Origin of the sequence: Streptomyces sp. NPDC059499, assembly GCF_042749285.1 — a bacterium.
Taxonomy (GTDB): Bacteria; Actinomycetota; Actinomycetes; order Streptomycetales; family Streptomycetaceae; genus Streptomyces.
Genome location: NZ_JBHYTT010000001.1, coordinates 740789 through 766131, shown reverse-complemented (window position 1 = coordinate 766131; position 25343 = coordinate 740789). Strand labels below are relative to the sequence as shown.

At 71.2% G+C, this 25343-nt stretch carries 28 protein-coding genes; 21 read left to right on the top strand and 7 right to left on the bottom strand.

What is annotated here, in order from left to right; translation table 11 throughout:
- Positions 1-53: 53 nt before the first annotated feature.
- The 4 genes from alr (at position 54) to ACFW9O_RS03525 (ending at position 3352) form a co-directional block, all read left to right on the top strand.
- Positions 54-1220, top strand: coding sequence for an alanine racemase (gene alr / locus ACFW9O_RS03540; RefSeq protein ID WP_384604549.1), 1167 nt, complete (start codon positions 54-56; stop codon positions 1218-1220).
- On the top strand, positions 1217-2494 hold the full coding sequence (locus tag ACFW9O_RS03535) for an alpha/beta fold hydrolase (protein WP_384604547.1): 1278 nt from the start codon (positions 1217-1219) through the stop codon (positions 2492-2494). Before alr ends, ACFW9O_RS03535 begins: the two co-directional genes overlap by 4 nt.
- Positions 2463-2996, top strand: a complete 534-nt coding sequence (gene tsaE, locus ACFW9O_RS03530; RefSeq protein ID WP_384604543.1) for a tRNA (adenosine(37)-N6)-threonylcarbamoyltransferase complex ATPase subunit type 1 TsaE — start codon at positions 2463-2465, stop codon at positions 2994-2996. The genes ACFW9O_RS03535 and tsaE overlap by 32 nt, the downstream gene beginning before the upstream one ends.
- Positions 2997-3163: 167 nt before the next feature.
- Positions 3164-3352, top strand: coding sequence for a hypothetical protein (locus ACFW9O_RS03525; RefSeq protein WP_351170146.1), 189 nt, complete (start codon positions 3164-3166; stop codon positions 3350-3352).
- 75 nt (positions 3353-3427) lie between these two features.
- Here the strand turns inward: ACFW9O_RS03525 and ACFW9O_RS03520 are convergent, their stop codons facing one another.
- Positions 3428-3988: a hypothetical protein gene (locus ACFW9O_RS03520; RefSeq protein ID WP_384604540.1), complete on the bottom strand. Its 561-nt coding sequence runs from the start codon at positions 3986-3988 to the stop codon at positions 3428-3430.
- A 155-nt stretch (positions 3989-4143) separates the two neighbouring features.
- Here ACFW9O_RS03520 and tsaB point away from each other — a divergent pair, with 155 nt between their 5' ends.
- The 8 genes from tsaB (at position 4144) to ACFW9O_RS03480 (ending at position 9373) form a co-directional block, all read left to right on the top strand.
- Positions 4144-4806 carry a tRNA (adenosine(37)-N6)-threonylcarbamoyltransferase complex dimerization subunit type 1 TsaB gene (gene tsaB / locus ACFW9O_RS03515; RefSeq protein WP_384604538.1) on the top strand — a complete coding sequence of 221 codons (663 nt, stop codon included), beginning with the start codon at positions 4144-4146 and terminating at the stop codon, positions 4804-4806.
- Entirely contained in the window at positions 4803-5294 is a 492-nt protein-coding gene (rimI, locus tag ACFW9O_RS03510; protein WP_351170137.1) for a ribosomal protein S18-alanine N-acetyltransferase, read from the top strand. Before tsaB ends, rimI begins: the two co-directional genes overlap by 4 nt.
- Positions 5294-6394, top strand: coding sequence for a tRNA (adenosine(37)-N6)-threonylcarbamoyltransferase complex transferase subunit TsaD (tsaD, locus tag ACFW9O_RS03505; RefSeq protein ID WP_384604535.1), 1101 nt, complete (start codon positions 5294-5296; stop codon positions 6392-6394). Before rimI ends, tsaD begins: the two co-directional genes overlap by 1 nt.
- Positions 6391-6660 carry a hypothetical protein gene (locus ACFW9O_RS03500; RefSeq protein ID WP_384604532.1) on the top strand — a complete coding sequence of 90 codons (270 nt, stop codon included), beginning with the start codon at positions 6391-6393 and terminating at the stop codon, positions 6658-6660. The genes tsaD and ACFW9O_RS03500 overlap by 4 nt, the downstream gene beginning before the upstream one ends.
- Before the next feature lie 142 nt (positions 6661-6802).
- On the top strand, positions 6803-7159 hold the full coding sequence (locus tag ACFW9O_RS03495) for a YciI family protein (protein ID WP_384604529.1): 357 nt from the start codon (positions 6803-6805) through the stop codon (positions 7157-7159).
- Positions 7160-7236: 77 nt separating this feature from the next.
- Positions 7237-8478 (top strand): RNA polymerase sigma factor, encoded by a 1242-nt coding sequence (locus ACFW9O_RS03490; protein WP_384604526.1) that lies wholly within the window; start codon positions 7237-7239, stop codon positions 8476-8478.
- Positions 8479-8547: 69 nt separating this feature from the next.
- On the top strand, positions 8548-9012 hold the full coding sequence (locus tag ACFW9O_RS03485) for a VOC family protein (protein WP_384604524.1): 465 nt from the start codon (positions 8548-8550) through the stop codon (positions 9010-9012).
- A gap of 88 nt (positions 9013-9100) precedes the next feature.
- A complete protein-coding gene (locus ACFW9O_RS03480) occupies positions 9101-9373 on the top strand; it encodes a DUF1876 domain-containing protein (RefSeq protein WP_329208240.1) in 273 nt (90 codons plus the stop codon).
- Positions 9374-9397: 24 nt separating this feature from the next.
- Here ACFW9O_RS03480 and ACFW9O_RS03475 read toward each other — a convergent pair whose 3' ends face one another.
- Positions 9398-11254 (bottom strand): serine/threonine-protein kinase, encoded by a 1857-nt coding sequence (locus ACFW9O_RS03475; protein WP_384604521.1) that lies wholly within the window; start codon positions 11252-11254, stop codon positions 9398-9400.
- A gap of 180 nt (positions 11255-11434) precedes the next feature.
- Here ACFW9O_RS03475 and ACFW9O_RS03470 point away from each other — a divergent pair, with 180 nt between their 5' ends.
- Positions 11435-12097 (top strand): hypothetical protein, encoded by a 663-nt coding sequence (locus ACFW9O_RS03470; RefSeq protein WP_384604518.1) that lies wholly within the window; start codon positions 11435-11437, stop codon positions 12095-12097.
- On the opposite strand, the gene ACFW9O_RS03465 is transcribed toward ACFW9O_RS03470, so the two are convergent.
- Positions 12098-13306: a methyltransferase domain-containing protein gene (locus ACFW9O_RS03465; protein WP_384605252.1), complete on the bottom strand. Its 1209-nt coding sequence runs from the start codon at positions 13304-13306 to the stop codon at positions 12098-12100. It lies immediately after the preceding gene.
- A gap of 156 nt (positions 13307-13462) precedes the next feature.
- On the opposite strand from ACFW9O_RS03465, the gene ACFW9O_RS03460 reads away from it, so the two are divergent.
- The 3 genes from ACFW9O_RS03460 to groL all read left to right on the top strand — a co-directional run bounded on the left by ACFW9O_RS03460 (position 13463) and on the right by groL (position 16809).
- Positions 13463-14401, top strand: coding sequence for a polysaccharide deacetylase family protein (locus tag ACFW9O_RS03460; protein WP_384605249.1), 939 nt, complete (start codon positions 13463-13465; stop codon positions 14399-14401).
- Between the two features lie 378 nt (positions 14402-14779).
- Positions 14780-15088: a co-chaperone GroES gene (gene groES / locus ACFW9O_RS03455; RefSeq protein WP_028439209.1), complete on the top strand. Its 309-nt coding sequence runs from the start codon at positions 14780-14782 to the stop codon at positions 15086-15088.
- Positions 15089-15186: 98 nt separating this feature from the next.
- The gene (gene groL / locus ACFW9O_RS03450) at positions 15187-16809 is read left to right on the top strand and encodes a chaperonin GroEL (protein WP_351170111.1); all 1623 of its coding nucleotides are present in this window, start codon (positions 15187-15189) and stop codon (positions 16807-16809) included.
- Between the two features lie 127 nt (positions 16810-16936).
- On the opposite strand, the gene ACFW9O_RS03445 is transcribed toward groL, so the two are convergent.
- Positions 16937-17722, bottom strand: a complete 786-nt coding sequence (locus ACFW9O_RS03445) for an SDR family NAD(P)-dependent oxidoreductase (protein WP_384604513.1) — start codon at positions 17720-17722, stop codon at positions 16937-16939.
- A 54-nt stretch (positions 17723-17776) separates the two neighbouring features.
- Positions 17777-18445 carry an MOSC domain-containing protein gene (locus tag ACFW9O_RS03440; protein ID WP_384604510.1) on the bottom strand — a complete coding sequence of 223 codons (669 nt, stop codon included), beginning with the start codon at positions 18443-18445 and terminating at the stop codon, positions 17777-17779.
- 80 nt (positions 18446-18525) lie between these two features.
- Between ACFW9O_RS03440 and ACFW9O_RS03435 the strand changes: the two genes are divergently transcribed.
- Positions 18526-19416, top strand: coding sequence for a LysR family transcriptional regulator (locus ACFW9O_RS03435; protein ID WP_384604508.1), 891 nt, complete (start codon positions 18526-18528; stop codon positions 19414-19416).
- Positions 19417-19513: 97 nt separating this feature from the next.
- Here the strand turns inward: ACFW9O_RS03435 and ACFW9O_RS03430 are convergent, their stop codons facing one another.
- On the bottom strand, positions 19514-19843 hold the full coding sequence (locus tag ACFW9O_RS03430; protein WP_351170102.1) for a WhiB family transcriptional regulator: 330 nt from the start codon (positions 19841-19843) through the stop codon (positions 19514-19516).
- 423 nt (positions 19844-20266) lie between these two features.
- Between ACFW9O_RS03430 and ACFW9O_RS03425 the strand changes: the two genes are divergently transcribed.
- The 4 genes from ACFW9O_RS03425 to ACFW9O_RS03410 all read left to right on the top strand — a co-directional run bounded on the left by ACFW9O_RS03425 (position 20267) and on the right by ACFW9O_RS03410 (position 24605).
- A complete protein-coding gene (locus ACFW9O_RS03425; RefSeq protein WP_003948568.1) occupies positions 20267-20878 on the top strand; it encodes a response regulator transcription factor in 612 nt (203 codons plus the stop codon).
- 277 nt (positions 20879-21155) lie between these two features.
- Positions 21156-21731 carry a sigma-70 family RNA polymerase sigma factor gene (locus ACFW9O_RS03420; RefSeq protein ID WP_351170100.1) on the top strand — a complete coding sequence of 192 codons (576 nt, stop codon included), beginning with the start codon at positions 21156-21158 and terminating at the stop codon, positions 21729-21731.
- A gap of 139 nt (positions 21732-21870) precedes the next feature.
- Positions 21871-23376 carry an IMP dehydrogenase gene (guaB, locus tag ACFW9O_RS03415; RefSeq protein ID WP_351170097.1) on the top strand — a complete coding sequence of 502 codons (1506 nt, stop codon included), beginning with the start codon at positions 21871-21873 and terminating at the stop codon, positions 23374-23376.
- A gap of 104 nt (positions 23377-23480) precedes the next feature.
- Positions 23481-24605 (top strand): GuaB3 family IMP dehydrogenase-related protein, encoded by a 1125-nt coding sequence (locus tag ACFW9O_RS03410; protein ID WP_384604504.1) that lies wholly within the window; start codon positions 23481-23483, stop codon positions 24603-24605.
- Positions 24606-24681: 76 nt separating this feature from the next.
- On the opposite strand, the gene ACFW9O_RS03405 is transcribed toward ACFW9O_RS03410, so the two are convergent.
- Entirely contained in the window at positions 24682-25242 is a 561-nt protein-coding gene (locus ACFW9O_RS03405) for a hypothetical protein (protein WP_384604503.1), read from the bottom strand.
- Between the last annotated feature and the right edge of the window lie 101 nt (positions 25243-25343).

Genomic DNA, 25343 nt, shown 5'->3' with positions numbered 1-25343 from the left:
CCGCGCCCGGGAGGTCGAGGGCACATGCGTACGGCTCTGAGAGACTGGGCGCGATGAACGAGACAGCGTCCCCGAGAGCCCGTGCCGAGATCGACCTCGCCGCGGTGCGCGCCAATGTGCGCGCCCTGCGTGCGCGGGCGTCCGGGGCACAGCTCATGGCCGTCGTGAAGTCCGACGCGTACGGACACGGCGCGGTGCCCTGTGCCCGGGCCGCGCTCGAGGCCGGCGCGACATGGCTGGGCACGGCGACCCCGCAGGAGGCGCTCGCCCTGCGGGCGGCCGGGATCGGCGGCCGGGTGATGTGCTGGCTGTGGACGCCCGGCGGCCCCTGGCGCGAGGCGATCGAGGCGGACATCGACGTCTCGGTGAGCGGCCTGTGGGCACTCACCGAAGTCGTCGCCGCGGCCTCGGAGGCCGGCATTCCGGCGCGGGTCCAGCTCAAGGCCGACACGGGCCTCGGGCGCAACGGCTGCCAGCCCGCCGACTGGCCGGAACTGGTCTCCGCCGCCCGCGCCGCCGAGGCCGCGGGCACGCTGCGCATCACCGGCCTGTGGTCCCACTTCGCCTGCGCCGACGAACCGGGCCACCCGTCGATCGCCGCCCAGCTGAACGTGTTCCGCGACATGGTGGCGTACGCGGAGAAGGCGGGCGCCGAGCCCGAGGTGAGGCACATCGCGAACTCGCCGGCGACCCTCACGGTGCCCGAGTCGCACTTCGATCTCGTACGCGCCGGAATCGCCGTGTACGGCATCTCGCCGAGCCCGGAGCTGGGCACATCCGCCGACTTCGGCCTGCGCCCCGCGATGACGCTCGCCGCGTCGATCGCGCTGGTCAAGCAGGTGCCCCCGGGCCACGGAGTCAGCTACGGCCACCACTACACGACCTCCGCCGAGACGACGCTCGGCCTGGTGCCCGTCGGTTACGCGGACGGCATCCCGCGCCACGCCTCCGGCCGGGGCCCCGTCCTCGTCGACGGGCGGATCCGGACGGTGGCGGGCCGGGTCGCGATGGACCAGTTCGTGGTCGACCTCGAGGGCGACACCCCGCAACCGGGTACGGAGGCGGTGCTGTTCGGGCCGGGCGACCGGGGCGAGCCGAGCGCCGAGGACTGGGCGGTCGCGGCCGACACGATCGCGTACGAGATCGTCACCCGCATCGGTGCACGCGTACCCCGCGTCTATCTGAACGCGGCGACAACGACGAGGAGCACTGCACGGTGAGCGACACCAGCGCGGGGGACGTGGTGGCGACGGCTGCCGTTGCCGCGGCCGGCTGGCGCCGGGCGGGCATCGCCGGGGCGGCGATAGGCGTCATCGCCGCGGGTGCGGCGGCCGGTGTCGCGGTCGAGCGGCTGACGGTGGGCCGCGGCATGCGCAAGAAGGCCCGGCTCGCGCTGGACGCCGCAGGACCGTACGGCTCGCTGCGCGGGGCGTCCGGCCGGGCCGTCGCCGACGACGGCACCGAGCTGTACTACGAGGTCGACGAGGTCGAACCGGACGGCGGCACGGGCCGCGCGGGCACGAAGGCGGGCGCCGGATCCGGCACGGCCCCCGGCCCGCGACGGCGCAGGCTCTTCGGCCGCAAGGCCCCCGGGCCCGTCACCGTCGTCTTCAGCCACGGCTACTGCCTCAGCCAGGACTCCTGGCACTTCCAGCGGGCGGCCCTGCGCGGCCTGGTGCGCACGGTCCACTGGGACCAGCGCAGTCACGGCCGCTCCGAGCGCGGCCGGGCCCAGGCCGAGGGGGTGGCCGTCGGCATCGACCAGCTCGGCCGCGACCTGAAGGCGGTCATCGACGCCGCGGCCCCCGAGGGTCTGCTGGTGCTGGTCGGGCACTCCATGGGCGGCATGACGATGATGGCGCTCGCCGACCAGTACCCGGCACTGGTCCGTGACCGGGTCGCCGCCGTCGCTTTCGTCGGCACGTCGAGCGGGAAGCTCGGCGAGGTGAACTTCGGGCTGCCGGTGGCGGGCGTGAACGCGGTGCGCCGGGTGCTGCCCGGGGTGCTCAAGGCGCTCGGTTCGCAGACGGAGCTCGTGGAGCGCGGACGGCGGGCGACCGCCGACCTGTTCGCGGGGCTGATCAAGCGGTACTCGTTCGGTTCGCGGGACGTGGACCCGGCGGTCGCGCGGTTCGCGGAGCGGCTCATCGAGTCCACCCCGATCGATGTGGTCGCCGAGTTCTACCCGGCGTTCACCGAGCACGACAAGAGCGGGGCGCTGCCCGCCTTCCTCGATCTTCCGGTGCTGATCCTGGCCGGCGACAAGGACCTGGTCACACCCAGTTCGCACAGCGAGGCCATCGCGGACGAACTGCCGGACGCGGAGCTGGTCATCGTGCCGGACGCCGGTCACCTGGTGATGCTCGAACACCCGGAGACGGTCACCGACCGGCTCGCGGACCTGCTGGTGCGGATCGGAGCGGTTCCGGGCGAGGCGCCCGGATCCTCTAACGTTGGCGAGCATGGAAGCAGCGCACAACGGCCCGGTGGCTGACACCGCCGTACCGGGCACCGTCACCCTGGACATCGCCGTCGAGTCCCCCGAACAGATGCGGGACCTCGGCCGCCTGATCGCCGGAGTGCTGGCCCCCGGCGACCTGGTGATGCTCACCGGCGAGCTCGGCGCGGGCAAGACCACCCTCACCCGGGGGCTCGGTGAGGGCCTCGGGGTACGGGGTGCCGTCACCTCGCCGACCTTCGTGATCGCCCGGGTCCACCCGTCGCTGGGCGACGGGCCCGCCCTGGTCCACGTCGACGCGTACCGCCTGGGCGGCGGGCTCGACGAGATGGAGGATCTCGACCTCGATGTGTCGCTGCCGGATTCGGTGATCGTCGTGGAATGGGGCGACGGCAAGGTCGAGGAGTTGTCGGACGACCGGCTGCAGGTCCTGATCCACCGTGCGGTCGGGGACACGGACGACGAGCGGCGCACGGTGACGCTGGTCGGCATCGGGGAGCGCTGGGTGGACCTGCGAACGGATCTGGCCCTGGCATGACCACGGGTTCCGGCCGATGTCGCCGATGTCGCCGATGTCGCCGACGGTGCTTTCCGACAAGCCGTCGGTAAAATGTTGCGCAGGGGGCTGCGGCCGTGGTCACATGGTCGTGAGATCGGGTTAGGTCTGCCTAACCAGATCTTTCACCGAAGCCCGAGGAGGCATGCATGCCGACACCCGAGCGTGAAGTGCAGCCGCAGTCGCCGCAGGCGGAGCCACCGTCGGCGTCCGCGGTGTCGATGAAGGACCTGCTGGCCTCCTGCGCGGCCGCGACGGCGGTCTCGACGCCGCCCCGTGGGGAGCACGAGGACGACGACGGGCAGGAACAGCTGCCGGCCGGACGCGACGCGGCCTGAGGGGAACCCGGCCGCGCACTGCGGGACGGGCGGCTCAGGCGGTACGTGCGGTGCGGCGTTACGGGCGGTGCGGTCCTACGGGACGACGACGATCTTGACGCCGACCGTCGCGAACGTCCACATCGCGTTGCCGTCGGCACGCTTCATCCGGACCCCGCCGGTCTTGATCGTGGGGTCGGGGCTGTGCATGGAGTCGTCCTGTGCGGCGCTGAAGCCCACGATGACGTCGTCGACGCTCGCGAAGCGCACCACGTGTTCGATGGGTACGCCGTCCGAGCCCTTGATGGTGCCGGAGCGCGAGGTCACCCGGTAGACACCGGGCAGCGGGCTGATGGCGCTCGGCATGACGGTGAACGTCCGGAGCGACTTCTCCTTGGCGTCCACGATCCACACCCGCCGGTCCTTCAGCGCGTACACGACGCGCGCCCCGGTGTCGGAGTCGGCGGGGATCGCGAGCGGTTCCCTCGGTGCCTCGGGCTTTTCGCTGGGAGCGGCCGTCGAGCTGCCGGAGGACCGCGCCGTGGGGGCGGCGACGGAGTCCGGGGCGTTCGCCGATGCCTGGTAGGCGAGGAAACAGACCGCGGCCACCGCCGCCGCCGTGAGCCCGGCCACGATTCCCGAGCTGCCCCTAGCCACCGTGAGCTCCCCTTTCGCATGCCGTCCGTCGCATGTCGTACAAGCATTTACGTCGTACACACGTATACCCGGCGACGGTACCAGCAGCGACGGTGCCGACCGGTACGACGTACGGGCGGGACATACCCGAGTCGGCGGAGCCGTAGGCTGTTTGTGTGCTCCTGCTCGCCGTTGATACCGCCACGCCCGCCGTCACCGTCGCCCTCCACGACGGGACCTCCGTCGTAGCCGAGACCGGCCAGGTCGACGCCCGAAGGCACGGGGAGCTCCTGCTCCCCGCCGTCGACCGTGTCCTCGCCGAGGCCGGGGTGAAACTCGACGCCGTGACGGACGTGGTTGTCGGGGTCGGCCCCGGCCCGTACACCGGGCTGCGCGTCGGCCTGGTGACCGCGGCGACGTTCGGCTCCGCCCTCTCCGTACCGGTGCACGGACTGTGCACGCTCGACGGCCTCGCGTACGCCGCCGGGCAGGCCGGCCTCGAAGGCCCGTTCGCCGTCGCGACGGACGCGCGGCGCAAGGAGGTCTACTGGGCGCGGTACGAGGACTCCCGCACCCGGTCCGGTGAACCCGCCGTCGACCGGCCGGCCGACCTGGCCGAGCGGCTCGCCGGGCTGCCCGTCGTCGGCGCGGGCGCCCTGCTCTACCCCGACGCCTTCCCGGACGCGCGCAGCCCCGAACATGTCTCGGCCGGAGCCCTCGCCGCCCTCGCCGCCGAGCGCCTCGCCGCCGGGGCGGAACTGCTGCCCCCGCAGCCGCTCTACCTGCGCAGGCCCGACGCCCAGGTCCCGAAGAACTACAAGGTGGTCACCCCGAAGTGACGACCGTGACCGCAGTGCTCCGCGAGATGCGCTGGTGGGACATCGATCCGGTGCTGGAACTGGAGCACGAGCTGTTCCCCGAGGACGCCTGGTCGGCCGGGATGTTCTGGTCCGAGCTGGCCCACGCGCGCGGCCCGCAGGCCACCCGGCGCTACGTCGTCGCCGAGGACCCCGTCGACGGGCGGATCGTCGGCTACGCGGGTCTCGCCGCGGCCGGTGAGCTCGCCGACGTCCAGACGATCGGCGTCAGCCGCGGTCAGTGGGGCGGCGGCCTCGGCTCCGAACTCCTGACCGACCTCCTCAGACACGCCACCGCCTTCGAGTGCACCGCGGTGCTCCTCGAAGTCCGTGTCGACAACACCCGTGCGCAGAAGCTGTACGAACGCTTCGGCTTCGAACCGATCGGTTTCCGCCGGGGTTACTACCAGCCCGGGAACATCGACGCACTCGTCATGCGCCTGACCGTACAAGGAACAGAGACTGACTGATGGCTGACGAACCGCTCGTACTCGGTATCGAGACCTCCTGCGACGAGACCGGCGTGGGCATCGTGCGCGGTACGACACTGCTCGCCGACGCCGTCGCCTCCAGTGTCGACACGCACGCCCGCTTCGGCGGCGTCGTCCCGGAGATCGCCTCCCGCGCCCACCTGGAGTCGATGGTCCCCACCATCGAACGCGCGCTGAAGGAGGCCGGGATCAGCGCCCGCGACCTCGACGGCATCGCGGTCACCGCCGGTCCCGGGCTCGCCGGGGCGCTCCTCGTCGGGGTGTCCGCGGCGAAGGCGTACGCGTACGCGCTGAACAAGCCGCTGTACGGGGTCAACCACCTCGCCTCGCACATCTGCGTGGACCAGCTCGAGCACGGCCCGCTGCCCGAGCCGACGATGGCACTGCTGGTCAGCGGCGGGCACTCCTCGCTGCTGCTGGCGCCGGACATCACCAACGACGTACGGCCGCTGGGCGCGACGATCGACGACGCGGCGGGCGAGGCCTTCGACAAGATCGCCCGGGTGCTGCACCTCGGCTTCCCCGGCGGACCGGTCATCGACCGGCTGGCGAGGGAGGGCGACCCCAAGGCGATCGCGTTCCCGCGCGGGCTGAGCGGCTCGCGCGACCCCGCGTACGACTTCTCCTTCTCCGGCCTCAAGACGTCGGTCGCGCGCTGGATCGAGGCGAAGCGTGCGGCGGGCGAGGACGTTCCCGTACGGGATGTGGCGGCGTCCTTCCAGGAGGCCGTGGTGGACGTGCTGACCCGCAAGGCCGTGCGGGCCTGCAAGGACGAGGGCGTCGACCACCTCATGATCGGCGGCGGTGTCGCGGCCAACTCGCGGCTGCGGGCGCTGGCCGAGGAGCGGTGCGAGCGGGCCGGGATCCGGCTGCGGGTGCCCAGGCCCGGACTGTGCACGGACAACGGGGCCATGGTCGCCGCGCTCGGCGCGGAGATGGTGGCCCGCAACCGCCCGGCCTCGGACTGGGAGCTCTCGGCGGACTCCTCGCTGCCGGTCACCGAGACCCATGTGCCGGGGGCGCACAGCCACGACCACGACCACGTGCACGAGATCAGCAAGGACAACCTCTACTCATGACCGTCGCCCTGATGTGGGAGGCGCGCGCCACCGAGGGCCGCGGCGCGGAACTGCTGGAGTGGGCCCGGTCCAGGGCGGGCGAGCTGGCCCGGGAGCCGCTGCGCAGCGAGCTGCTGCGCGCCCCGCAGGACCGGGTGCTCGTCCTCACCTGGTGGGAGGCGGAGTACGACGACGACCTGCCGGAGCTGCCCGAGCCGGACGCCGCGCTGATCACGCGCCCGGTGCACCGCTGGCGCTTCGAGTCGCTGGGGCCGGCGGACGCCTGAGGCCGCCCGCCACAGACCTTCCGGTGGCCGTTCCGGAAAAATCTCAGAAGAATTCTGCCGGATGTGTCGATCCGGGTCCGTCCCGTTCGACGCAGGGGTGAGAGGCGGGGACGAGCCCCGCCGCCCGATCCGAGGAGTCACCATGCCGCGCTATCTGACGATGGTCCGCATCGACGAGAACAACGCTCCCGCCGAAGGCCCCAGCGAGGGCCTGATGGAGCGTATGGGCGCGCTCATCGAGGAGATGACCAAGGCCGGTGTCCTGCTCGACACGGCCGGGCTCACCCCGACGTCCGAGGGCACCCGGGTGACCTGGTCCGACGGGGAGTTCACCGTCACGGACGGGCCGTTCACCGAGACCAAGGAGGTCATCGGCGGCTACGCCCTCATCCAGGCCAAGGACAAGGCCGAGATCCTGGAGTGGACCAAGCGCTTCCTCGCCGTCCACGAGACCTACTGGACCGTCACCTCCGAGATCCGCGAGATCGCCGAGGGCTGACGGCAGCCGTCCTCCGGAGCGGGGCGGGTGCGGCGGGTCCTTGCCGCCCCCGCCCCCGGCTGCTCTGATGGGTGGCCGTGACAGAAGCAAGAAGTGCCGTCGAGGCCGTGTACCGGATCGAGTCGGCGCGGATCATCGCCGGAACCGCACGCATCGTGCGGGACGTCGGCATCGCCGAGGAGCTCGCGCAGGACGCACTGGTCGCCGCGCTGGAGCAGTGGCCGAGCACAGGTGTCCCCGACCGGCCCGGCGCCTGGCTGATGGCCACGGCGAAGCACCGGGCGATCGACCTCGTACGCCGCAAGGAGACCTACGCGCGCAAGCTGGCGGAGGCCGGGCGGGCCCTGGAGGACGTGCCGGCGCCCGACACCGCCGACCCGGACGGCATCGACGACGACCTGCTCCGGCTGATCTTCACGTCCTGCCACCCGGTCCTGTCCACCGAGGCCCGCATCGCCCTGACCCTGCGGCTGCTCGGCGGCCTGAGCACCGAGGAGATCGCCCGCGCCTTCCTTGCCACCGAGGCGGCTGTCGCGCAGCGCATCGTGCGCGCCAAGCGGACCCTGGGCCGGGCGGGCGTCCCCTTCGAGGTGCCCTACGGCCCCGAGCGCGCCGCTCGCCTCGGCTCCGTGCTCGACGTCATCTACCTGATCTTCAACGAGGGGTACGCGGCGACCACGGGTGACGACTGGCTGCGCCCCGCACTGTGCGAGGACGCGCTGCGCCTGGCCCGGCTGCTGGCCGGGCTGATGGACCGGGAACCCGAGGTCCACGGGCTGGCTGCGCTGCTCGAGCTCCAGGCCTCCCGGACCAGGGCCAGGACCGGTGCGGACGGCGCGCCCGTACTGCTTGCCGACCAGAACCGCTCCCGCTGGGACCAGCTGCTGATCCGGCGTGGATTCGCGGCCCTGGAGCGGGCGCACGCCGCGGGCGGTGCCCCGGGGCCGTACGCCCTGCAGGCCGCGATCGCCGCCTGTCACGCCCGCGCGCTGCGGTACGCGGACACGGACTGGGCGACCATCGCCACCCTGTACGGCCATCTCGTCAAGGCCGCCCCGTCCCCGGTGGTGGAACTGAACCGTGCGGTCGCCGTCTCCATGGCCGAGGGCCCGGCCGCCGGACTCGCCCTGGCCGACGCGCTCGCGCGGGACCCGGCGCTCGCCTCGTACCACCTGCTGCCCAGCGTGCGCGGCGATCTGCTGCGACGGCTGGGACGTGAGGAGGAGGCGCGGGCCGCCTTCCTGCGGGCGGCCGGGCTGACCCGCAACGCCCGGGAGCGGGCGATGTTGCTGGCACGGGCGGACGGCGGGTCCCGATGAGTTTCCGGACCCGGCGCGGTCTACCTTGCACAGCGTTCCCGAGCAGCTCGACGTGGCAAGGAGAAGACCATGCAGAAGATCAAGCCCTGTCTGTGGTTCGACGACCAGGCGGAGGACGCCGCGAACTTCTACGTCTCGGTCTTCGGCGGTGACTCCGCGGTCGTGGACATCACCTACTACACCGAGGCGTCACCGGGGGAGGCGGGCAAGGTTCTGACCGTCGACTTCCGGCTGGCCGGCCAGGAGTACATCGGCCTCAACGGAGGCCCGATGTTCCACTTCAGCGAGGCCGTCTCGCTCTCCGTCGACTGCGAGACGCAGGAGGAGGTGGACCGGTTCTGGAACAGGCTCACCGAAGGCGGCGAGGAGAGCATGTGCGGGTGGCTCAAGGACAAGTACGGGCTGTCCTGGCAGATCGTTCCCCGTGCCCTGCCGGAGTTGCTGGCCGATCCCGACAAGGACAGGGCGGAGCGGGTGATGAAGGCGATGCTGGGCATGCGCAAGCTGGACATCCAGGCGCTGCGGGACGCCTGAGCCCCCTCCGGCCGAGCGCGCCGCACGCCGTGCGCGGCCGGGGAAACGGGCGCACCCTGGAAGCAGGGACTTCGGGAGGTGACCCGCCATGATGGAGACCACTGTCGGGTGGCATATCGAGCTGGAATTCGAAGAGGACACCCACCGCACCCGCGCTGCCGCTCTCGTACGGCTCAGCGACGGCACGGAGGTGCGGGCCCACGGCTACGCCAGCCGCCACCCCTCCGACGCGGAGCAGCCGAGAGTCGGCGAGGAGATCGCGGGTGCCCGTGCGCTCAACGAACTGGCGATGAAGCTGCTCACCAAGGCACACGACGAGATCGACGAGGCGTCCGGCAGGACGTCGTACCCGCTGACCTGATCCCCTCACCGGCTCCGGGCCGGTTCAGGACTCGTCGACCTTCAGGGCGTTGCGCCACACCGTGACGTCCAGCGTCATGTAGTTGCTGGCCGCCGTCTCCGAGGGGAGGGCGCGGACGACGACGAGTCCGAGGTGGCCGGTGTCCGTGCGGACACAGATCTGGGTGCCCCTCACGAGCCGGGCCACGTCGAGCTCGGTGGAGTAACGGGTCTCCGACCGGCAGGTGTCGAGGCTGCCCTGCTGGCCGGGGTTCAGCAGGATCATGGAATCGCTGGTGCGGACCACGCTGCTGATGGAGCTGTAGGCGAAATCGCCCTCGGACCCGTCGAGCGGGCTGTCCGTCGCATCGGCGAAGTTGAGGTGGTAGCCGCCGGTGAGGTCGATGCCCTTGTAGACGACCGGTTCGGGGTCCGGCAGCGGCGCGGAGTCGTCCCCGCCGTCGTCCGCCGGTTCTCCGGAGCCCTCGGACGGGGCGGCGTCGGACGAGGTGTTCGCGGCGGGGGACTTCTCCTTGCCGTCCGCCTGGGTCTGCTTCCCCTTGTCCGCGCTGCCGTCGCCGTCGAGCAGTTTGTACGCGGTGAGACCACCGCCGAGGCCGATGAGCAGCGCGGCGGCCAGCCCGATCGCGACGAGCTTTCCGGTGCGCTTCTTGGGACGGGCGGGTCCGGCGGGTGGTACCTGCGCCGTCGGATACGTGTGGGGCCCGGTCGGGTAGCCGTACCCGCCGGGCTGCTGCGCGTGCTGCTGGGTGGGGACGGGGTAGCCGTAACCCGGTACCGGCTGCTGCTGGTGTCCGGCGGACGGCGGAGGCGTCGGGTAGCCGTACGCGCCGGGCGCCGGTGCCGCCGTGACGGTCGGGGGCTGCGGCGTCACCTGGGCGGCCGGGGCGGTCGGCGGGTGCGTCGCGGGAGCCGTCGCCGGGGCGGTCGGCGCCACGGTCGGGGGCGGCGGGGTCCGGTCCGGGGCGGGTGCCGCGGTCCGGCCGCTGATGTCGGCGGCGACCGCGCGCGGCAGCCAGTCCTCCGGGCGGCGCAGCTGCGTCTCACTGTTGGCGGTACGGCACAGCTCGATCACCTCGGTGACCGAGGGCCTGTCCTCCGGCGCCTTGGCCAGACACCGGGTGACGAGCTCCTTCAACTGCTCGGGTACCGAGGTCAGGTCCGGCTCCTCGTGCACGATCCGGTACAGCACGCCGTGCGAGGCGCCCTCGCCGAATGCCGGGGAGCCCGTTGCCGCGTAGGCCGCGACGAGCCCGAGCGCGAAGAGGTCGGTCGCCGCGGTCACCTGCCGTCCCGAGGCCTGCTCGGGCGACATGAAGGCGGGGGTCCCGATCGTGACACCGCTGCCGGTCAGTGAGGTGGCGTCGGCGGCGCGGGCGATGCCGAAGTCGATGACGCGCGGCCCGTCGGCGGCGAGGAGCACGTTGGACGGCTTCAGGTCCCGGTGGACGATGCCCGCCCCGTGGATGACGTGGAGCGCCTCGGCGATCCCCGCGACCAGCAGGAGCACGGCGGGAACGGGCAGCGGCCCGTGCTCGCCGACGGCCGCCGCGAGGGACGGGCCGGGCACGTACGCGGTGGCGAGCCAGGGCTGGCCGCCGTCGGTGTCACTGTCGATGACCGGCGCGGTGTACAGGCCCTGCACGCGCTGGGCGGCCTGCACCTCCTGCTGGAACCGCCGGCGGAACTCCGCGTCCTCGCTGAAGTCCGGCCGGATCACCTTGATCGCGACGGGCCGTCCGCCCGGCGTGTACGAGAGGTAGACCTTGCCCATCCCGCCGGAACCGAGCTTCGCGGTGAGCCGGTAGCCGGCCACCGTCCGCGGATCGCTCTCCTCCAGCGGCTGGAAGACCCCGTCGCTTTCCTGGTGTTGATGACTCATCGTGCTGCTGCCCCCGGCCGGCCTGGTTGGACTCGAAACGAGCCGTACTGTATCCGGATCCTGGGACGGCCGGGCGGGTCCGGCCGGTTGCGCGTCGGCCGTCGCGATTCCGTTTCCCGCCGCGGGAGTCGGAGCGGAGCGGGTCACAGGACCGTTCGCCGCCTGGGTAGTGTCTTGTCCATGCCACCCCGTTCCCCGCTGCCGCCTCCTCCGCCGCCCGTGGAGACGCGTTCCTGGCCCGACCGGGACGCACTGCTGCGGGACAGGGCTCTGGTCCTCGGTGAGCTCGTCAGGATGCACATCGGGCCGGGCCGGCTCGGAATGCTGTGGCTGTGGGCGGGACTTGCCGCGCTCGGCTGGTCGTTCGTCGGCACGGCGATGCTCACCTTCGAGGAGTCCCACGACGTCATCAGCGCGTTCATGGGTCTCGTCTGTGTCATCGTCGGCGCCGGCCTGCTGGTTCCCTCGGCCGTCTTCGTCGCTCTCGGTATGCGCAGGGACCGCCGGGTGCGCCGGCTGCTGGCGGAATGGGGCGGGCTCGACCGGGACCCGGTGGGCGACGTACCGCTGCGCCGGCCCGCGGCCGGACTCGTCTGGATGCTGACGTCGTACCTGCTGTGCGCGGTCGGCCTGTACACCTGTGTGATCGTCCCGGCCACGGCCAGGGCCGGCCAGGAGACGTACGGCACGGTGGCGTTCCTGATGGGGCTCGGGCTCGTCGCCTGGCTGACCGGACTGATCGGCGTCGTCAAGGCGTTCGCCCACCGCCGTTGGGTGGTGCGGGTGCTGATCGGGGCGCCGGCCGAGCCGCCGGTCCGGGTGGACGGCGGCGCCCGCCACTGATCAGGGCTGCTTCACGGGGTGCCCGATCAGCATCGTCGGGGCGCCGGCCACCCGGGTGAGGAACACGGTGGCCGCATGCGGCCCCTGGAGCTTCATCTTCCGGCGCAGCTCCTCGGGTTCGACCGCCGATCCGCGCTTCTTGACGGTCAGGACGCCGACCTTCCGCTCCCGCAGCAGGGCCTTCAGCTTCTTCATGTTGAAGGGCAGCTGGTCGGTGATCTCGTACGCGGCCGTGTAGTCGGAGTCGTACGGCTGATCGCTCGTCACGTACGCGATCGTCTCGTCGACCAGCCTGCCACCGCACCGCTCCACGATGTCGGCGACCAGATGGGCCCGGATGACGGCGCCGTCGGGCTCGTACAGAAAGCGTCCGACGGGGCCGACGGGCGGTGCGGGGAGCGGGGCGGGGGCCACCAGGGTCGCGCGGGAGGGCAGCAGGGTGGCCCGGAAGGCACCCGGGGTGAAACCCTCGCCGAACCACAGCACGGCCTCCTTCACATCACCGCCGTCCGAGATCCACTCGGCTTCCGCCTGCGGTCCGATCGCCTCGTGCGGGACACCGGGGGCGATCTTCAGCGCCGCGCGGGGGGCCTTCAGCGCCGCCGCGGTCGCCCAGGAGAGCGGCGGCGAGTACGCCTCGGGGTCGAAGATCCTGCCGCGCCCGCCACGCCGGGCCGGGTCGACGAAGACCGCGTCGTACGGGGAGGTGTCGATCTCCGTGACACCGGCGCACCGCACCTCGATGAGGCCGTCGAGGCCGAGCGCCTCGGCATTGGCGCGGGCGACCTCGGCGGTCAGCGGGTCGCGGTCCACGGCCAGGACCGAGATGCCCGCCCGTGCGAGGGCGATCGCGTCCCCGCCGATCCCGCAGCACAGGTCGGCCACGCTCCGTACGCCGCCGAGGCCGGCGAACCGCGCGGCGCGGTAGGTGGCGACCGAGGTCCGGGTCGCCTGTTCCACTCCGTTCGGGGTGAAGAACATCCGGTACGCGTCCTCGGCACCGAACTTCGCCGCGGCCCGCTGCCGCAGCCGCGCCTGGCCCAGCGCGGCCGACACCAGGTCGGCCGGGTGGGAGCGGCGCAGCCGGGTGGCCGTGGCCAGTTCCCGGGCGGGGTCGTAGTCGCGCAGTTCGTCCAGGAGCGCCGTGCCCTCGGGGCTGCGCAGGGCGGCGAAGGCCACGAGCGGATCTGCGGGACCGGCGGGATCCACGGGCCCTGCGGGACCCGTAGGGCCTGCGGGATCGGCGGGATCGTCGGGGGAGTGGGCGGCGTTCACGAGTCCATTGTGGGCCAGCCGGGGGACGCGGTGGCTCCGGTGGAGGTGTCGCGGGAGGAGGCCGGTGACCGGCTGGCAGGATGCGGCGCCATGCAACTAGTACGACAAAACGAAAAGAACATCACAAAGCCTCATAGAGCGGTCTGCGCCGCTCTGGTCGCCCTGCTGGCCGCCGCCGTCGCCTCCGGGTGTGCGGCGGAGTCCGGCGACGGGGCCGCGCGGGGGAAGCCGGCCGCGGGGCAGCCGGGTGCGGCCGCCCAGGCGGGGCAGGCCCCCGCGGTCGATACCCGTGCCGAGCGGCTGAAGCGGGAGCGGGCCGCCCGCGTGGCCGCGGCGAAGAAGTGGGGGCTGGCCGAGGTTCCCCTGGTCGCCCCGGCGCCGCCCGCCGTGAAGCCGCGCATCACCACCCGCGAGGGTTTCGAGGTCGAGGGCGGGGAAGAGTTGCCGCCGGTCTTCACCACCGTTCCGACCAAGGAGCGGATCGTCTTCCTGACGATGGACGACGGTGCGGAGAAGGACCCCGAACTGCTGCGCATGATGACGGAACTGAAGATCCCGTACAGCGCCTTCCTCAGCGATTACGTGGTGAGCGACAACTACGGCTATTTCAAGGAGATGCAGGCCCGCGGGGTCACCCTCAGCAACCACACGCTGAACCACCGCTATCTGCCGGGGCTCTCGAAGGCCGATCAGCGGCGGGAGATCTGCGGCGAACAGGACAAGATCGAGAGGTACTTCGGGAAGCGGCCCACCCTCTTCCGGCCGCCGTACGGCAACTACAACCGCGACACCCTGCGCATCGCGCAGTCCTGCGGGGTCAAGGCCGTGCCCCTGTGGAACGCGGAGGCCTTCCCCGATCGCATGGAATGGCGGGAGTGGGACCGGGACCTGCACCCCGGCGACATCATCCTCACCCACTTCCGCGGGCGGGCGAACTGGAAGGGATCCATGGCGGACATGGTCCGCCAGGTCATGAAGACGATCACCGACAAGGGGTACGCCGTGGCCAGGCTGGAGGACTACGTCTGAGAGTTTCCGGTCCCCCGCGCATGCCCGTGGAGCGGTGCGTGCGCGTCGCCGCCGCCCTCCGCGCAAGCCGTTCAGGAGGTACGGAACGCCGCGGCGCGCCCCCGCGTTGTCCGTACGGTGCCCGTGCGGAATCCCGTCCGGCAGCCGGCCCCGTGCGGCCCGGGGGCCCGGTCTCCCCGCCACGCGCGGGTGGTGAATTGGCACTCCGCTTGACCGAGTGCTAATCGCGGTCATAGTCTCAGGTCTGGCACTCCCCACTGGAGAGTGCCAGCATCACCGCGCGACAGGGCAGGTCCGGCACCCGCGACGACGGATCGACCTGGTCGCCACCCACAGACTGTTAAACCCCGTGAGATCTCCGAAGGGGGAGACCGGATCGTGTCGACCACCAGCTCCAAGGTTGCGATCAAGCCGCTCGAGGACCGCATTGTGGTCCAGCCGCTCGACGCTGAGCAGACCACGGCTTCTGGCCTGGTCATTCCGGACACCGCCAAGGAGAAGCCCCAGGAGGGCGTCGTCCTGGCCGTGGGCCCGGGCCGCTTCGAGAACGGCGAGCGCCTGCCGCTCGACGTCAAGACCGGCGACGTCGTTCTGTACAGCAAGTACGGCGGCACCGAGGTGAAGTACAACGGCGAGGAGTACCTCGTCCTCTCGGCTCGCGACGTGCTCGCGATCATCGAGAAGTAATTCACCCACGTTTGCTTGTGTTCTGCGCCCCTGGCCCCCTGCGAAATACCTAGCCGGGCGGCGAGGGGCGCAGTTCGTTCGAGAGGGAAGTACAGCCCATGCCGAAGATTCTTAAGTTCGACGAGGACGCCCGTCGCGCCCTTGAGCGCGGCGTCAACAAGCTTGCCGACACGGTGAAGGTGACGATCGGCCCCAAGGGCCGCAACGTCGTCATCGACAAGAAGTTCGGCGCTCCCACCATCACCAACGACGGTGTCACCATCGCGCGCGAGGTCGAGCTCGACGACCCGTACGAGAACCTCGGTGCCCAGCTGGTGAAGGAGGTGGCGACCAAGACCAACGACGTGGCCGGTGACGGCACCACCACCGCCACCGTCCTGGCCCAGGCGCTCGTCCGCGAGGGCCTGCGCAACGTCGCCGCGGGTGCTTCCCCGGCCGCCCTGAAGAAGGGCATCGACGCCGCGGTCAAGGCCGTGTCCGAGGAGCTCCTCGCGACCGCCCGCCCGATCGACGACAAGTCCGACATCGCCGCCGTCGCCGCGCTCTCCGCGCAGGACTCGCAGGTCGGCGAGCTCATCGCCGACGCGATGGACAAGGTCGGCAAGGACGGTGTCATCACCGTCGAGGAGTCCAACACCTTCGGTCTGGACCTCGAGTTCACCGAGGGCATGGCCTTCGACAAGGGCTACCTGTCCCCGTACATGGTGACCGACCAGGAGCGTATGGAGGCCGTCCTCGACGACCCGTACATCCTGATCCACCAGGGCAAGATCGGCTCGATCCAGGACCTGCTCCCGCTGCTGGAGAAGGTCATCCAGTCGGGTGGCTCCAAGCCGCTGCTGATCATCGCCGAGGACGTCGAGGGCGAGGCGCTCTCCACCCTCGTCGTCAACAAGATCCGTGGCACCTTCAACGCCGTCGCGGTGAAGGCCCCGGGCTTCGGTGACCGCCGCAAGGCCATGCTCGGCGACATCGCCACCCTCACCGGTGCGACCGTCATCGCCGAGGAGGTCGGCCTCAAGCTCGACCAGGCCGGTCTGGACGTGCTGGGCACCGCCCGCCGCGTCACCGTCTCCAAGGACGACACGACCATCGTCGACGGCGGCGGCGAGTCCGCCGACGTCAAGGGCCGCGTCAACCAGATCAAGGCCGAGATCGAGTCCACGGACTCCGACTGGGACCGCGAGAAGCTCCAGGAGCGCCTCGCGAAGCTGGCCGGCGGCGTGTGCGTGATCCGTGTCGGTGCTGCCACCGAGGTGGAGCTCAAGGAGAAGAAGCACCGTCTGGAGGACGCCATCTCCGCGACCCGCGCCGCGGTCGAGGAGGGCATCGTCTCCGGTGGTGGCTCCGCCCTGGTCCACGCCGTCAAGGTCCTCGAGGGCAACCTCGGCAAGACCGGCGACGAGGCCACGGGTGTCGCGGTCGTGCGCCGCGCCGCCGTCGAGCCGCTGCGCTGGATCGCGGAGAACGCGGGCCTCGAGGGCTACGTCATCACCGCGAAGGTCGCCGAGCTCGACAAGGGCCAGGGCTTCAACGCCTCGACCGGCGAGTACGGCGACCTGGTGAAGGCCGGCGTCATCGACCCGGTCAAGGTCACCCGCTCCGCCCTGGAGAACGCCGCGTCCATCGCGTCGCTGCTGCTCACGACCGAGACCCTGGTCGTCGAGAAGCCGGCCGAGGAAGAGTCCGACGCCGGTCACGGCCACGGGCACTCCCACTAGTACGACCCGGTACGCAGCCGAGGCCCGGTACCCCCGTCGCGGGGGCACCGGGCCTCGGCCGTTGCGGGGGCACCGCGCTCGGGTCGTCGCGTGCCGCCCGGCCGGGGGAAACTGCCCGGCCCGCCCGCTACTCGGAGCCGTACTTGGGGCCGTACGTGCGGCCCGCGCGGGACGTCACCCCGCCCAGCAGGCCCCGCGGCGCCACCTTCACGAGGCCCATCAGCGCCTTGTACCGCGGGTCGGGAATCGACACCGACTTGCCCCGGGCCAGATCGGCCAGGGCCGTCGAGACCAGCTTGTCCGCGTCGAGCCACATCCAGTCCGGGATGTTGCCCGTCCCCATGCCGGCCCGCTCGTGGAACTCCGTCCGTACGAAGCCGGGACACAGGGCCATCAGCCGCACCCCCGACCCCGCGAGGTCCTTGGCCGCGCCCTGGGTGAACTGCACGACCCACGCCTTCGACGCACCGTACGTGCCCCGGGGCAGGAAGGCGGCCACGGAGGCCACGTTGACCACCCCGCCGCGTCCGCGCTCCTGCATCCCGGCCGCCGCTGCCGAGGTCAGCCGCAGCACGGCCTCGCAGTGCACCTTCAGCATGGTCAGTTCGGCCGCCATGGGAACGTCCAGATAGCGGCCCTTGTTGCCGAACCCGGCGTTGTTGACCAGCAGGTCCACGGAGTTCTGGCGGTCCCCCAGGCGCGCCTCGACCGCCTCGATCCCCGCGTCCGTGGACAGGTCGGCCCTCAGGACCTCCGCCTCGATGCCGTGCCGGTCGTGCAGCTCCGTGGCCTGGACCCGCAGCCGTTCGGTGTCACGCGCCACCAGCACCAGATTGTGCCCGTCACCCGCGAGCCGCCGTGCGAAGGCGGCCCCGATCCCCGCCGTCGCGCCCGTAATCAGTGCAGTCGTCATACGCGGCACGTTAGTGCCCTGTGACCACGGGCCGTTCATCCGCCCGGGGGGTGGTCACGACCCGTGCTTCGCCACGTACTCCCGCGCCTGGCGCAGCGCCTCCGGATGCAGTGCGTCCCCGGCGGCCAACAGCTGTGGCAGCAGCCCCCGTTCGGTCGTGACCGCCCGGAACTGCAGGGCGGCGGTGACGTCGTGGTCAGGGCGGTGCACGATCGCGACCGGGTCCCCGGCACGTATCGTCCCCGCTTCGATCACGCGCAGATAGGCGCCGGTGGCCGCCTCACGCGTGAACCGGCCGATCCAGCCCTTCTCGCCCAGGTGGCCCGCGAACGTACGGCACGGAATGCGGCCCGAGGTGACCTCCAGGAGGAGCTCGCCGCCGATCCGCCAGCGCTCACCGATCCTGGCGGTGCTCACCGGCAGACCGAGGGTCGTCAGGTTCTCGCCGAACGTGCCGTTGGGCAGGGTGCGGCCCAGCTCCTTCTCCCAGGTGTCCAGCTCCTCGCGGGCGAAGGCGTACACCGCCTGGTCGGAGCCGCCGTGGAACCGCAGGTCGCAGACCGTGTCACCGGCCAGACCACTGCCACCGGTGCCCTTGGGGCCCGGGTCGCAGACCCGTACGGGGCCGTCGGCCGGGCGCTTGTCGATGCCCGTGAGCCCGTCGGGGCCCTGGGTGTGCTCGGAGGCCTCGGGGCGTCCCAGATTCACAGTCAGCAGCTTCATGCGTACACGCTAACCACTCGCCCCTCAAAGATGTTCATGATAAATCGGCTGATCCCTCAAGACTCGCTTATGGTTGAAGGGTGATCGAAGCCCGTCATCTCCGTGTCCTGCGCGCCGTCGCCACCACCGGCTCGTTCTCCGCCGCCGCGCGCGACCTGGGCTGCACCCAGCCCGCCGTCAGCCAGCAGATGAAGGCCCTGGAGTCCTCGGCGGGCACCCCGCTGCTGATCCGTACCGGCCGCGAGATGAGGCTCACCCAGGCCGGCGAGGCGCTGGTGCGCCACGCGTCCGGCATCCTCGCGGGCCTGACCGCGGCGGAGGAGGAGGTGGCCGCGATCGCAGGCCTGCGGGCCGGCCGGGTCCGGCTCGTCTCGTTCCCGAGCGGGAGCTCCACCCTCGTGCCGGGCGCCCTGGCGGCCCTGCGTGCCGCGCACCCCGGCACCCGTGTCTCACTCGTCGATGCCGAGCCGCCGAGGTCGGTGGAGATGCTCCGCGACGGGGACTGCGACATCGCTCTGGCATTCCGCTACGGGGTGCCCGGCGGTGAGTGGGACGACCTGGTGGTGCGCCCGCTGCTCGCGGACCGGCTGATCGGCCTCGTGCCCGAGGGGCACCGGCTGGCGGGGGCGGACTCCGTGGGCATCGGCGAACTGGCCGACGAACCGTGGATCGCGGGCTGCCCGCGCTGCCGGCGTCAGCTGGTGGAGGTCTGCGAGGCGTCCGGATTCACCCCCCGGATCGATTTCGCGACGGACGACTACCCGGCGGTGATCGGCCTGGTCGGGGCGGGGCTCGGCGTCGCCGTCCTGCCGGAGCTGGCGATCGAGTCGGTACGCCCCAAGGGGGCCCGTACCGTCGCGGTGGAGCCCGCCGTGGAGCGGGAGATCGTCGCGCTGACCCTGCCTGACCTGGCCAGGGTCCCGGCGGTGGCGGCCACCCTGGATCAGCTGTCCCTGGCGGCTGCGCGCTGAGCGGGCCGACGCCCGCCGCACCCGGTGCGCCGCGTCCGGGCAGGGGGTGCGCCAGGCGTGAAGAAACGTTTCTGCGCCGACCGGTCCTTCGCGGGTGTCAGGTGTGTCCGGGGCCCTGGGCGGCGGTCGAGTGGGCCGAGATGAGGCGGTTGCGGGCGCGGCCCATGAGCTCCTCGCGCTCGTCCTCGGTCAGGCCGCCCCATACGCCGTAGGGCTCCCGTACCGCCAGGGCGTGCGCCGCGCACTCGGCGCGTACCGGGCAGCGCATGCAGACCTCTTTCGCCGAGGCCTCGCGAGCGCTCCGTGCCGCCCCGCGTTCTCCTTCTGGGTGGAAGAACAGTGAGCTGTCGACCCCACGGCAGGCGGCCAGCAACTGCCAGTCCCACAGATCTGCGTTGGGTCCGGGAAGGCGGGAGAAATCTGCCATTGCGTGTCCCCTCGAAACCTTGCTGAGTCGGAAACGGCATCCTCGACCGTCATTGATCGTCGGTGACCGGAGTCCCGACCGTACATCTACGGTGTTAGTAGATGTAAATATGACTGATTGCGAATCTAGCCACAGACGCCAGCAAAAGGGAAGAAAACCCGCTAAATGGGGCATGCTCAGGGGTGAGAGATCGGTTGACGGGTGAATGATCTCGCGCCGTTCTCCTCTGTGTGCGGTCCCTCACTTAGAGTGCCGAACCGGTTGCTTCGACCCGTAACTCTTTCGAGTGACCATCGTTGAGAAGGCGGAGGCGGTTGACGGACAACGAGCTCGGGCAGATGTCCGAGGGGGTCAACCGCACAGGTGACGACTTGTATCAGCCTGGAGGCTCAAGGTGACGCGCATCAGCTGCGGAGGACGGTCATGACATCCGTCCTCGTCTGCGACGACTCCCCGCTTGCCCGAGAAGCGCTCCGCCGCGCGGTTGCGACCGTGCCCGGCGTCGAGCGTGTGACGACGGCGGCCAACGGCGAGGAAGTCCTCCGCCGCTGGGGGGCCGACCGTTCGGATTTGATTCTGATGGACGTACGCATGCCCGGTCTGGGGGGTGTGGAGACGGTCCGGCGACTGCTTTCCGCTGACCCCGGGGCCAGGATCATCATGCTGACCGTCGCCGAGGACCTGGACGGGGTGGCTCTCGCGGTCGCCGCCGGGGCCCGCGGCTATCTGCACAAGGACGCCTCGCGCGCCGAACTGCGGGCGACCGTGACCCAGGCGCTCGCCGATCCGACGTGGCGGCTCGCCCCGCGCCGGCTGCGGTCCGCCGAGATGGGTGCGGCACCCACGCTCACCGCGCGTGAGATCCAGGTGCTCGAAGGCATGAGTCACGGCCGCTCCAACGCGGAGATCGGGCGTGAGCTGTTCCTCTCCGAGGACACCGTGAAGACCCACGCCAGGCGGCTTTTCAAGAAGCTCGGCGCCTCGGACCGTGCCCACGCCGTGGCGCTCGGCTTCCGCTGGGGTCTGGTCCGCTGATGCCGCGGTGCGACCGGTAGCCGTGACGATCCCGTCCGCCCACCCGCGGACGGGACGACGGTGGCGGCGGACCTGCGGCCGGGCCTCCCCACCAGCGGTGCGTGACGCTTCCCGGCCGATGACGCATCCTTGAGATGTGGAGTTCCTCGGGAACGATTCGGTCGAGCGGAAGGGGAGGGCGCAGGACATGACATCCGGCGCACCCGCTCATAACGCTTCGGTGCACAACTCAGGACGCGATGCCGCGGATCGGACGGCGTCAGGGCACCATGGTCCGATGCGCGACGACGAGACGACGGCGATCGGTGCTCTGGTGCACCGTGCCGTCGACGGCGACGCACAGGCCACGCACGATCTGCTGGCCCATGTCCACCCCCTCGCCCTGCGGTACTGCAGGTCCCGGCTGAACCGGCTTCCCGGTGATGCTCGCCACTTCGTGGAGGACCTGGCGCAGGAGGTGTGTGTCGCGGTGCTGATGGCGCTGCCGCGGTACAAGGACACCGGCAGACCCTTCGAAGCCTTCGTCTTCGCCATCGCGGGCCACAAGGTCGCCGACCTCCAGCGTGCCGCGATGCGGCACCCCGGATCGACGGCCGTGCCCTCCGATGAGATGCCGGAGCGGCCCGACGACTCGCTCGGCCCGGAGGAGCGCGCGCTGCTCAGCAGCGATGCCGCATGGGCCAAGAAGCTTCTCGCCAACCTTCCGGAGAACCAGCGCGAGCTGCTGGTTCTGCGGGTCGCGGTCGGACTGACCGCGGAGGAGACCGGACAGATGCTCGGGATGTCCCCGGGTGCGGTGAGGGTCGCCCAGCACCGCGCGCTGAGCAGACTGAGGGCTCTCGCGGGGCAGTGAACGGGGTGGGGCGGGACGGCATGTGCCGTTCTGTACGAAGCCACGAAACCGCCAGGTGATCTTGATCGTGGAATGAGACACCCCGCGAGCCCGTTAGCATGGACATCCGCACCGATCAAGGCCATTTGGGGAAGGTGTCATGACTGCAAACGTCGACGGAGTGCCCGAGAAATTCGCGACGCTCGGGCTGACATACGACGACGTGCTGCTGCTGCCCGGCGCGTCCGACATGGCGCCCGATCAGATCGATACCTCCTCGCACATCTCGAAGAACGTGCGGGTGAACATCCCGCTGCTCTCCGCCGCGATGGACAAGGTCACCGAGGCGCGCATGGCGATCGCCATGGCCCGGCAGGGCGGCGCGGGCGTTCTGCACCGCAATCTCTCCATCGCCGACCAGGCCAACCAGGTCGACCTGGTCAAGCGCTCCGAGTCCGGCATGGTCACCGACCCGATCACGGTGCACCCGGACGCGACGCTGCGCGAAGCGGACCAGCTCTGCGCCAAGTTCCGCATCAGCGGTGTCCCGGTCACCGACGCGGCGGGCAAGCTGCTCGGCATCGTCACCAACCGCGACATGGCCTTCGAGTCCGACCGCGGACGCCAGGTGCGCGAGGTCATGACGCCGATGCCGCTGGTCACGGGCAAGGTGGGCATCTCCGGCGTGGACGCCATGGAGCTGCTCCGCCGCCACAAGATCGAGAAGCTTCCGCTGGTCGACGACGCCGGGATCCTCAAGGGCCTCATCACCGTCAAGGACTTCGTCAAGGCCGAGAAGTACCCGAACGCCGCGAAGGACAAGGGGGGCCGGCTGCTCGTCGGCGCCGCCGTCGGTGTCGCGGGCGACGCCTTCGAGCGGGCGCAGGCGCTCGCCGAGGCCGGTGTCGACTTCATCGTCGTGGATACCGCGCACGGTCACTCCCGGCTCGTCGGCGACATGGTCGCCAAGATCAAGTCGAACGCGTCCGGGGTCGACGTCATCGGCGGCAACATCGCCACCCGCGACGGCGCCCAGGCGCTGATCGACGCGGGAGTCGACGGCATCAAGGTCGGCGTCGGACCCGGCTCCATCTGCACCACGCGTGTGGTCGCCGGCATCGGCGTCCCGCAGGTCACCGCGATCTACGAGGCCTCGCTCGCCGCCAAGGCGGCCGGCGTCCCGGTCATCGGCGACGGCGGCCTGCAGTACTCCGGCGACATCGCCAAGGCCCTGGTGGCCGGCGCGGACACCGTGATGCTCGGCTCGCTGCTCGCGGGCTGCGAGGAGTCCCCGGGCGAGCTGCTGTTCATCAACGGCAAGCAGTTCAAGTCGTACCGCGGCATGGGTTCGCTCGCCGCGATGCAGACCCGGGGAGACCAGCGCTCGTACTCCAAGGACCGCTACTTCCAGGAGGGCGTTGCCTCCGACGAGAAGCTGGTTCCCGAGGGCATCGAGGGCCAGGTCCCCTACCGCGGCCCGCTGTCCGCGGTCGTCCACCAGCTCACCGGCGGTCTGCGCCAGTCGATGTTCTACGTCGGCGGCCGGACGGTCCCGGAGCTCCAGGCGAACGGGCGCTTCGTACGGATCACCTCGGCGGGTCTCAAGGAGAGCCACCCGCACGACATCCAGATGACGGTGGAAGCGCCGAACTACAGCAGGAAGTAACGCATCAGCGCAGGTGAGGGGCGGTCCGGGGTTCCCGGGACCGCCCCTCATGTGTGTGTCGGGGATACTGGTCAGCGCAGACGTAGAGGAAAGGCCACATCATCGTGACTGAGATCGAGATCGGGCGCGGCAAGCGCGGTCGGCGGGCATACGCGTTCGACGACATCGCTGTCGTGCCGAGCCGTCGTACCCGTGACCCGAAGGAGGTCTCGATCGCCTGGCAGATCGACGCCTACCGCTTCGAGCTGCCCTTCCTGGCCGCTCCCATGGACTCGGTGGTCTCCCCGCAGACCGCCATCCGCATCGGTGAGCTGGGCGGCCTGGGCGTCCTCAACCTCGAGGGGCTGTGGACCCGGCATGCCGACCCGCAGCCGCTCCTCGACGAGATCGCCGAGATGCCCGTCGAGACCGCCACCCCGCGGCTCCAGGAGATCTACTCCGCCCCCATCCAGGAGGAGCTGATCGGGCAGCGCATCAAGGAGGTGCGCGACTCCGGTGTCGTCACCGCCGCGGCGCTCTCGCCGCAGCGCACCGCGCAGTTCTCCAAGGCCGTGGTCGACGCGGGCGTGGACATCTTCGTCATCCGCGGTACGACGGTCTCGGCCGAGCACGTCTCCGGCGCCGCCGAGCCGCTCAACCTGAAGCAGTTCATCTACGAGCTGGACGTCCCGGTGATCGTCGGCGGCTGCGCCACGTACACCGCGGCCCTGCACCTGATGCGCACCGGCGCGGCCGGTGTCCTCGTCGGCTTCGGCGGCGGCGCCGCGCACACCACGCGCAACGTCTTCGGCATCCAGGTCCCGATGGCGACCGCGGTCGCCGACGTGGCCGGGGCCCGCCGCGACTACATGGACGAGTCCGGCGGCCGGTACGTGCACGTGATCGCGGACGGCGGTGTCGGCTGGTCCGGCGACCTGCCCAAGGCGGTCGCCTGCGGCGCGGACGCCGTGATGATGGGCTCCCCGCTCGCCCGTGCGACGGACGCGCCCGGCCGCGGCCGGCACTGGGGCATGGAGGCCGTCCACGAGGACGTGCCGCGCGGCAAGCTGGTCGACCTGGGTTCCGTCGGCACGACGGAGGAGGTCCTGACCGGCCCCTCGCACAACCCCGACGGTTCGATGAACATCTTCGGCGCACTGCGCCGGGCGATGGCCACTACGGGCTACAGCGACCTCAAGGAGTTCCAGCGCGTCGAGGTGACGGTGGCGGACTCGCAGCACCGCCGCTGACGCCCCTTCGGGTACACATGCGGGAGGGCCCGGACCACCGAGGTGGTCCGGGCCCTCCCGCATGCCGTGCCGCTGGTCAGCCGGCCTTCCTGGCGCCACCGAAGGCGGCGACCGGACCCAGGGCGAGGAAGAGGTACGTCATGAAGTCGGCCTCCTCCTTCCAGATGTCCAGCACATCGCTGAAGTGCTCGAAGAAGACCTCGGAGAAGCCCACGCCGAGAGCGTCCGCCAGGACCACGGACATCCCGATGAGCTGGCCGAGGAACACACCGCCGAGGGAGAAGACGGCACTGGAGACGAGGACGCCGGGGTTGGACCCGCCGACCTTGCTCGCCGCGAAGCCGACGATGAACCCGACACCGACGGCCGCGTAACCGACCTCGCGCTCGATGGCACCGGCGATCACGCCGTACAGGATCGCCGCGACGATCGCGGTGCCGAGGGCGGCCAGCACGCCGAGACCGATGTTGTTGCGGAGCGGCGCGACGGGAGCGAACGGGGCGCCGCCACCGAACTGGCCGGGCTGCTGGGCACCGAACGGGTTGCCGGTCGGGGCGCCGGGCTGCTGGCCCGCGTACGGGTTGCCGTCGGCAGGCTGGTGCTGCGGCGGGTTCGGCGGCTGCACGGGCTGGCTCATGATGGTTGTTCCCCCTGGAACGGATGCGCACGACTGTGCGAGATGTGACGCCGCAGGCTAGCAGTCCGTACCGACATGGCCCACCGGAATCCTTGCGGGGG

Excerpts from the sequence above, each read along its gene's own strand:
- alr (WP_384604549.1), top strand. The coding sequence starts at position 54 with ATGAACGAGACAGCGTCCCCGAGAGCCCGTGCCGAGATCGACCTCGCC.
- tsaE (WP_384604543.1), top strand. The coding sequence starts at position 2,463 with ATGGAAGCAGCGCACAACGGCCCGGTGGCTGACACCGCCGTACCGGGC.
- ACFW9O_RS03525 (WP_351170146.1), top strand. The coding sequence starts at position 3,164 with ATGCCGACACCCGAGCGTGAAGTGCAGCCGCAGTCGCCGCAGGCGGAG.
- tsaD (WP_384604535.1), top strand. The coding sequence starts at position 5,294 with ATGGCTGACGAACCGCTCGTACTCGGTATCGAGACCTCCTGCGACGAG.
- ACFW9O_RS03500 (WP_384604532.1), top strand. The coding sequence starts at position 6,391 with ATGACCGTCGCCCTGATGTGGGAGGCGCGCGCCACCGAGGGCCGCGGC.
- ACFW9O_RS03495 (WP_384604529.1), top strand. The coding sequence starts at position 6,803 with ATGCCGCGCTATCTGACGATGGTCCGCATCGACGAGAACAACGCTCCC.
- ACFW9O_RS03485 (WP_384604524.1), top strand. The coding sequence starts at position 8,548 with ATGCAGAAGATCAAGCCCTGTCTGTGGTTCGACGACCAGGCGGAGGAC.
- ACFW9O_RS03480 (WP_329208240.1), top strand. The coding sequence starts at position 9,101 with ATGATGGAGACCACTGTCGGGTGGCATATCGAGCTGGAATTCGAAGAG.
- ACFW9O_RS03475 (WP_384604521.1), bottom strand. The coding sequence starts at position 11,254 with ATGAGTCATCAACACCAGGAAAGCGACGGGGTCTTCCAGCCGCTGGAG.
- ACFW9O_RS03470 (WP_384604518.1), top strand. The coding sequence starts at position 11,435 with ATGCCACCCCGTTCCCCGCTGCCGCCTCCTCCGCCGCCCGTGGAGACG.
- ACFW9O_RS03460 (WP_384605249.1), top strand. The coding sequence starts at position 13,463 with ATGCAACTAGTACGACAAAACGAAAAGAACATCACAAAGCCTCATAGA.
- groL (WP_351170111.1), top strand. The coding sequence starts at position 15,187 with ATGCCGAAGATTCTTAAGTTCGACGAGGACGCCCGTCGCGCCCTTGAG.
- ACFW9O_RS03445 (WP_384604513.1), bottom strand. The coding sequence starts at position 17,722 with ATGACGACTGCACTGATTACGGGCGCGACGGCGGGGATCGGGGCCGCC.
- ACFW9O_RS03440 (WP_384604510.1), bottom strand. The coding sequence starts at position 18,445 with ATGAAGCTGCTGACTGTGAATCTGGGACGCCCCGAGGCCTCCGAGCAC.
- ACFW9O_RS03430 (WP_351170102.1), bottom strand. The coding sequence starts at position 19,843 with ATGGCAGATTTCTCCCGCCTTCCCGGACCCAACGCAGATCTGTGGGAC.
- ACFW9O_RS03425 (WP_003948568.1), top strand. The coding sequence starts at position 20,267 with ATGACATCCGTCCTCGTCTGCGACGACTCCCCGCTTGCCCGAGAAGCG.
- ACFW9O_RS03420 (WP_351170100.1), top strand. The coding sequence starts at position 21,156 with ATGCGCGACGACGAGACGACGGCGATCGGTGCTCTGGTGCACCGTGCC.
- guaB (WP_351170097.1), top strand. The coding sequence starts at position 21,871 with ATGACTGCAAACGTCGACGGAGTGCCCGAGAAATTCGCGACGCTCGGG.
- ACFW9O_RS03405 (WP_384604503.1), bottom strand. The coding sequence starts at position 25,242 with ATGAGCCAGCCCGTGCAGCCGCCGAACCCGCCGCAGCACCAGCCTGCC.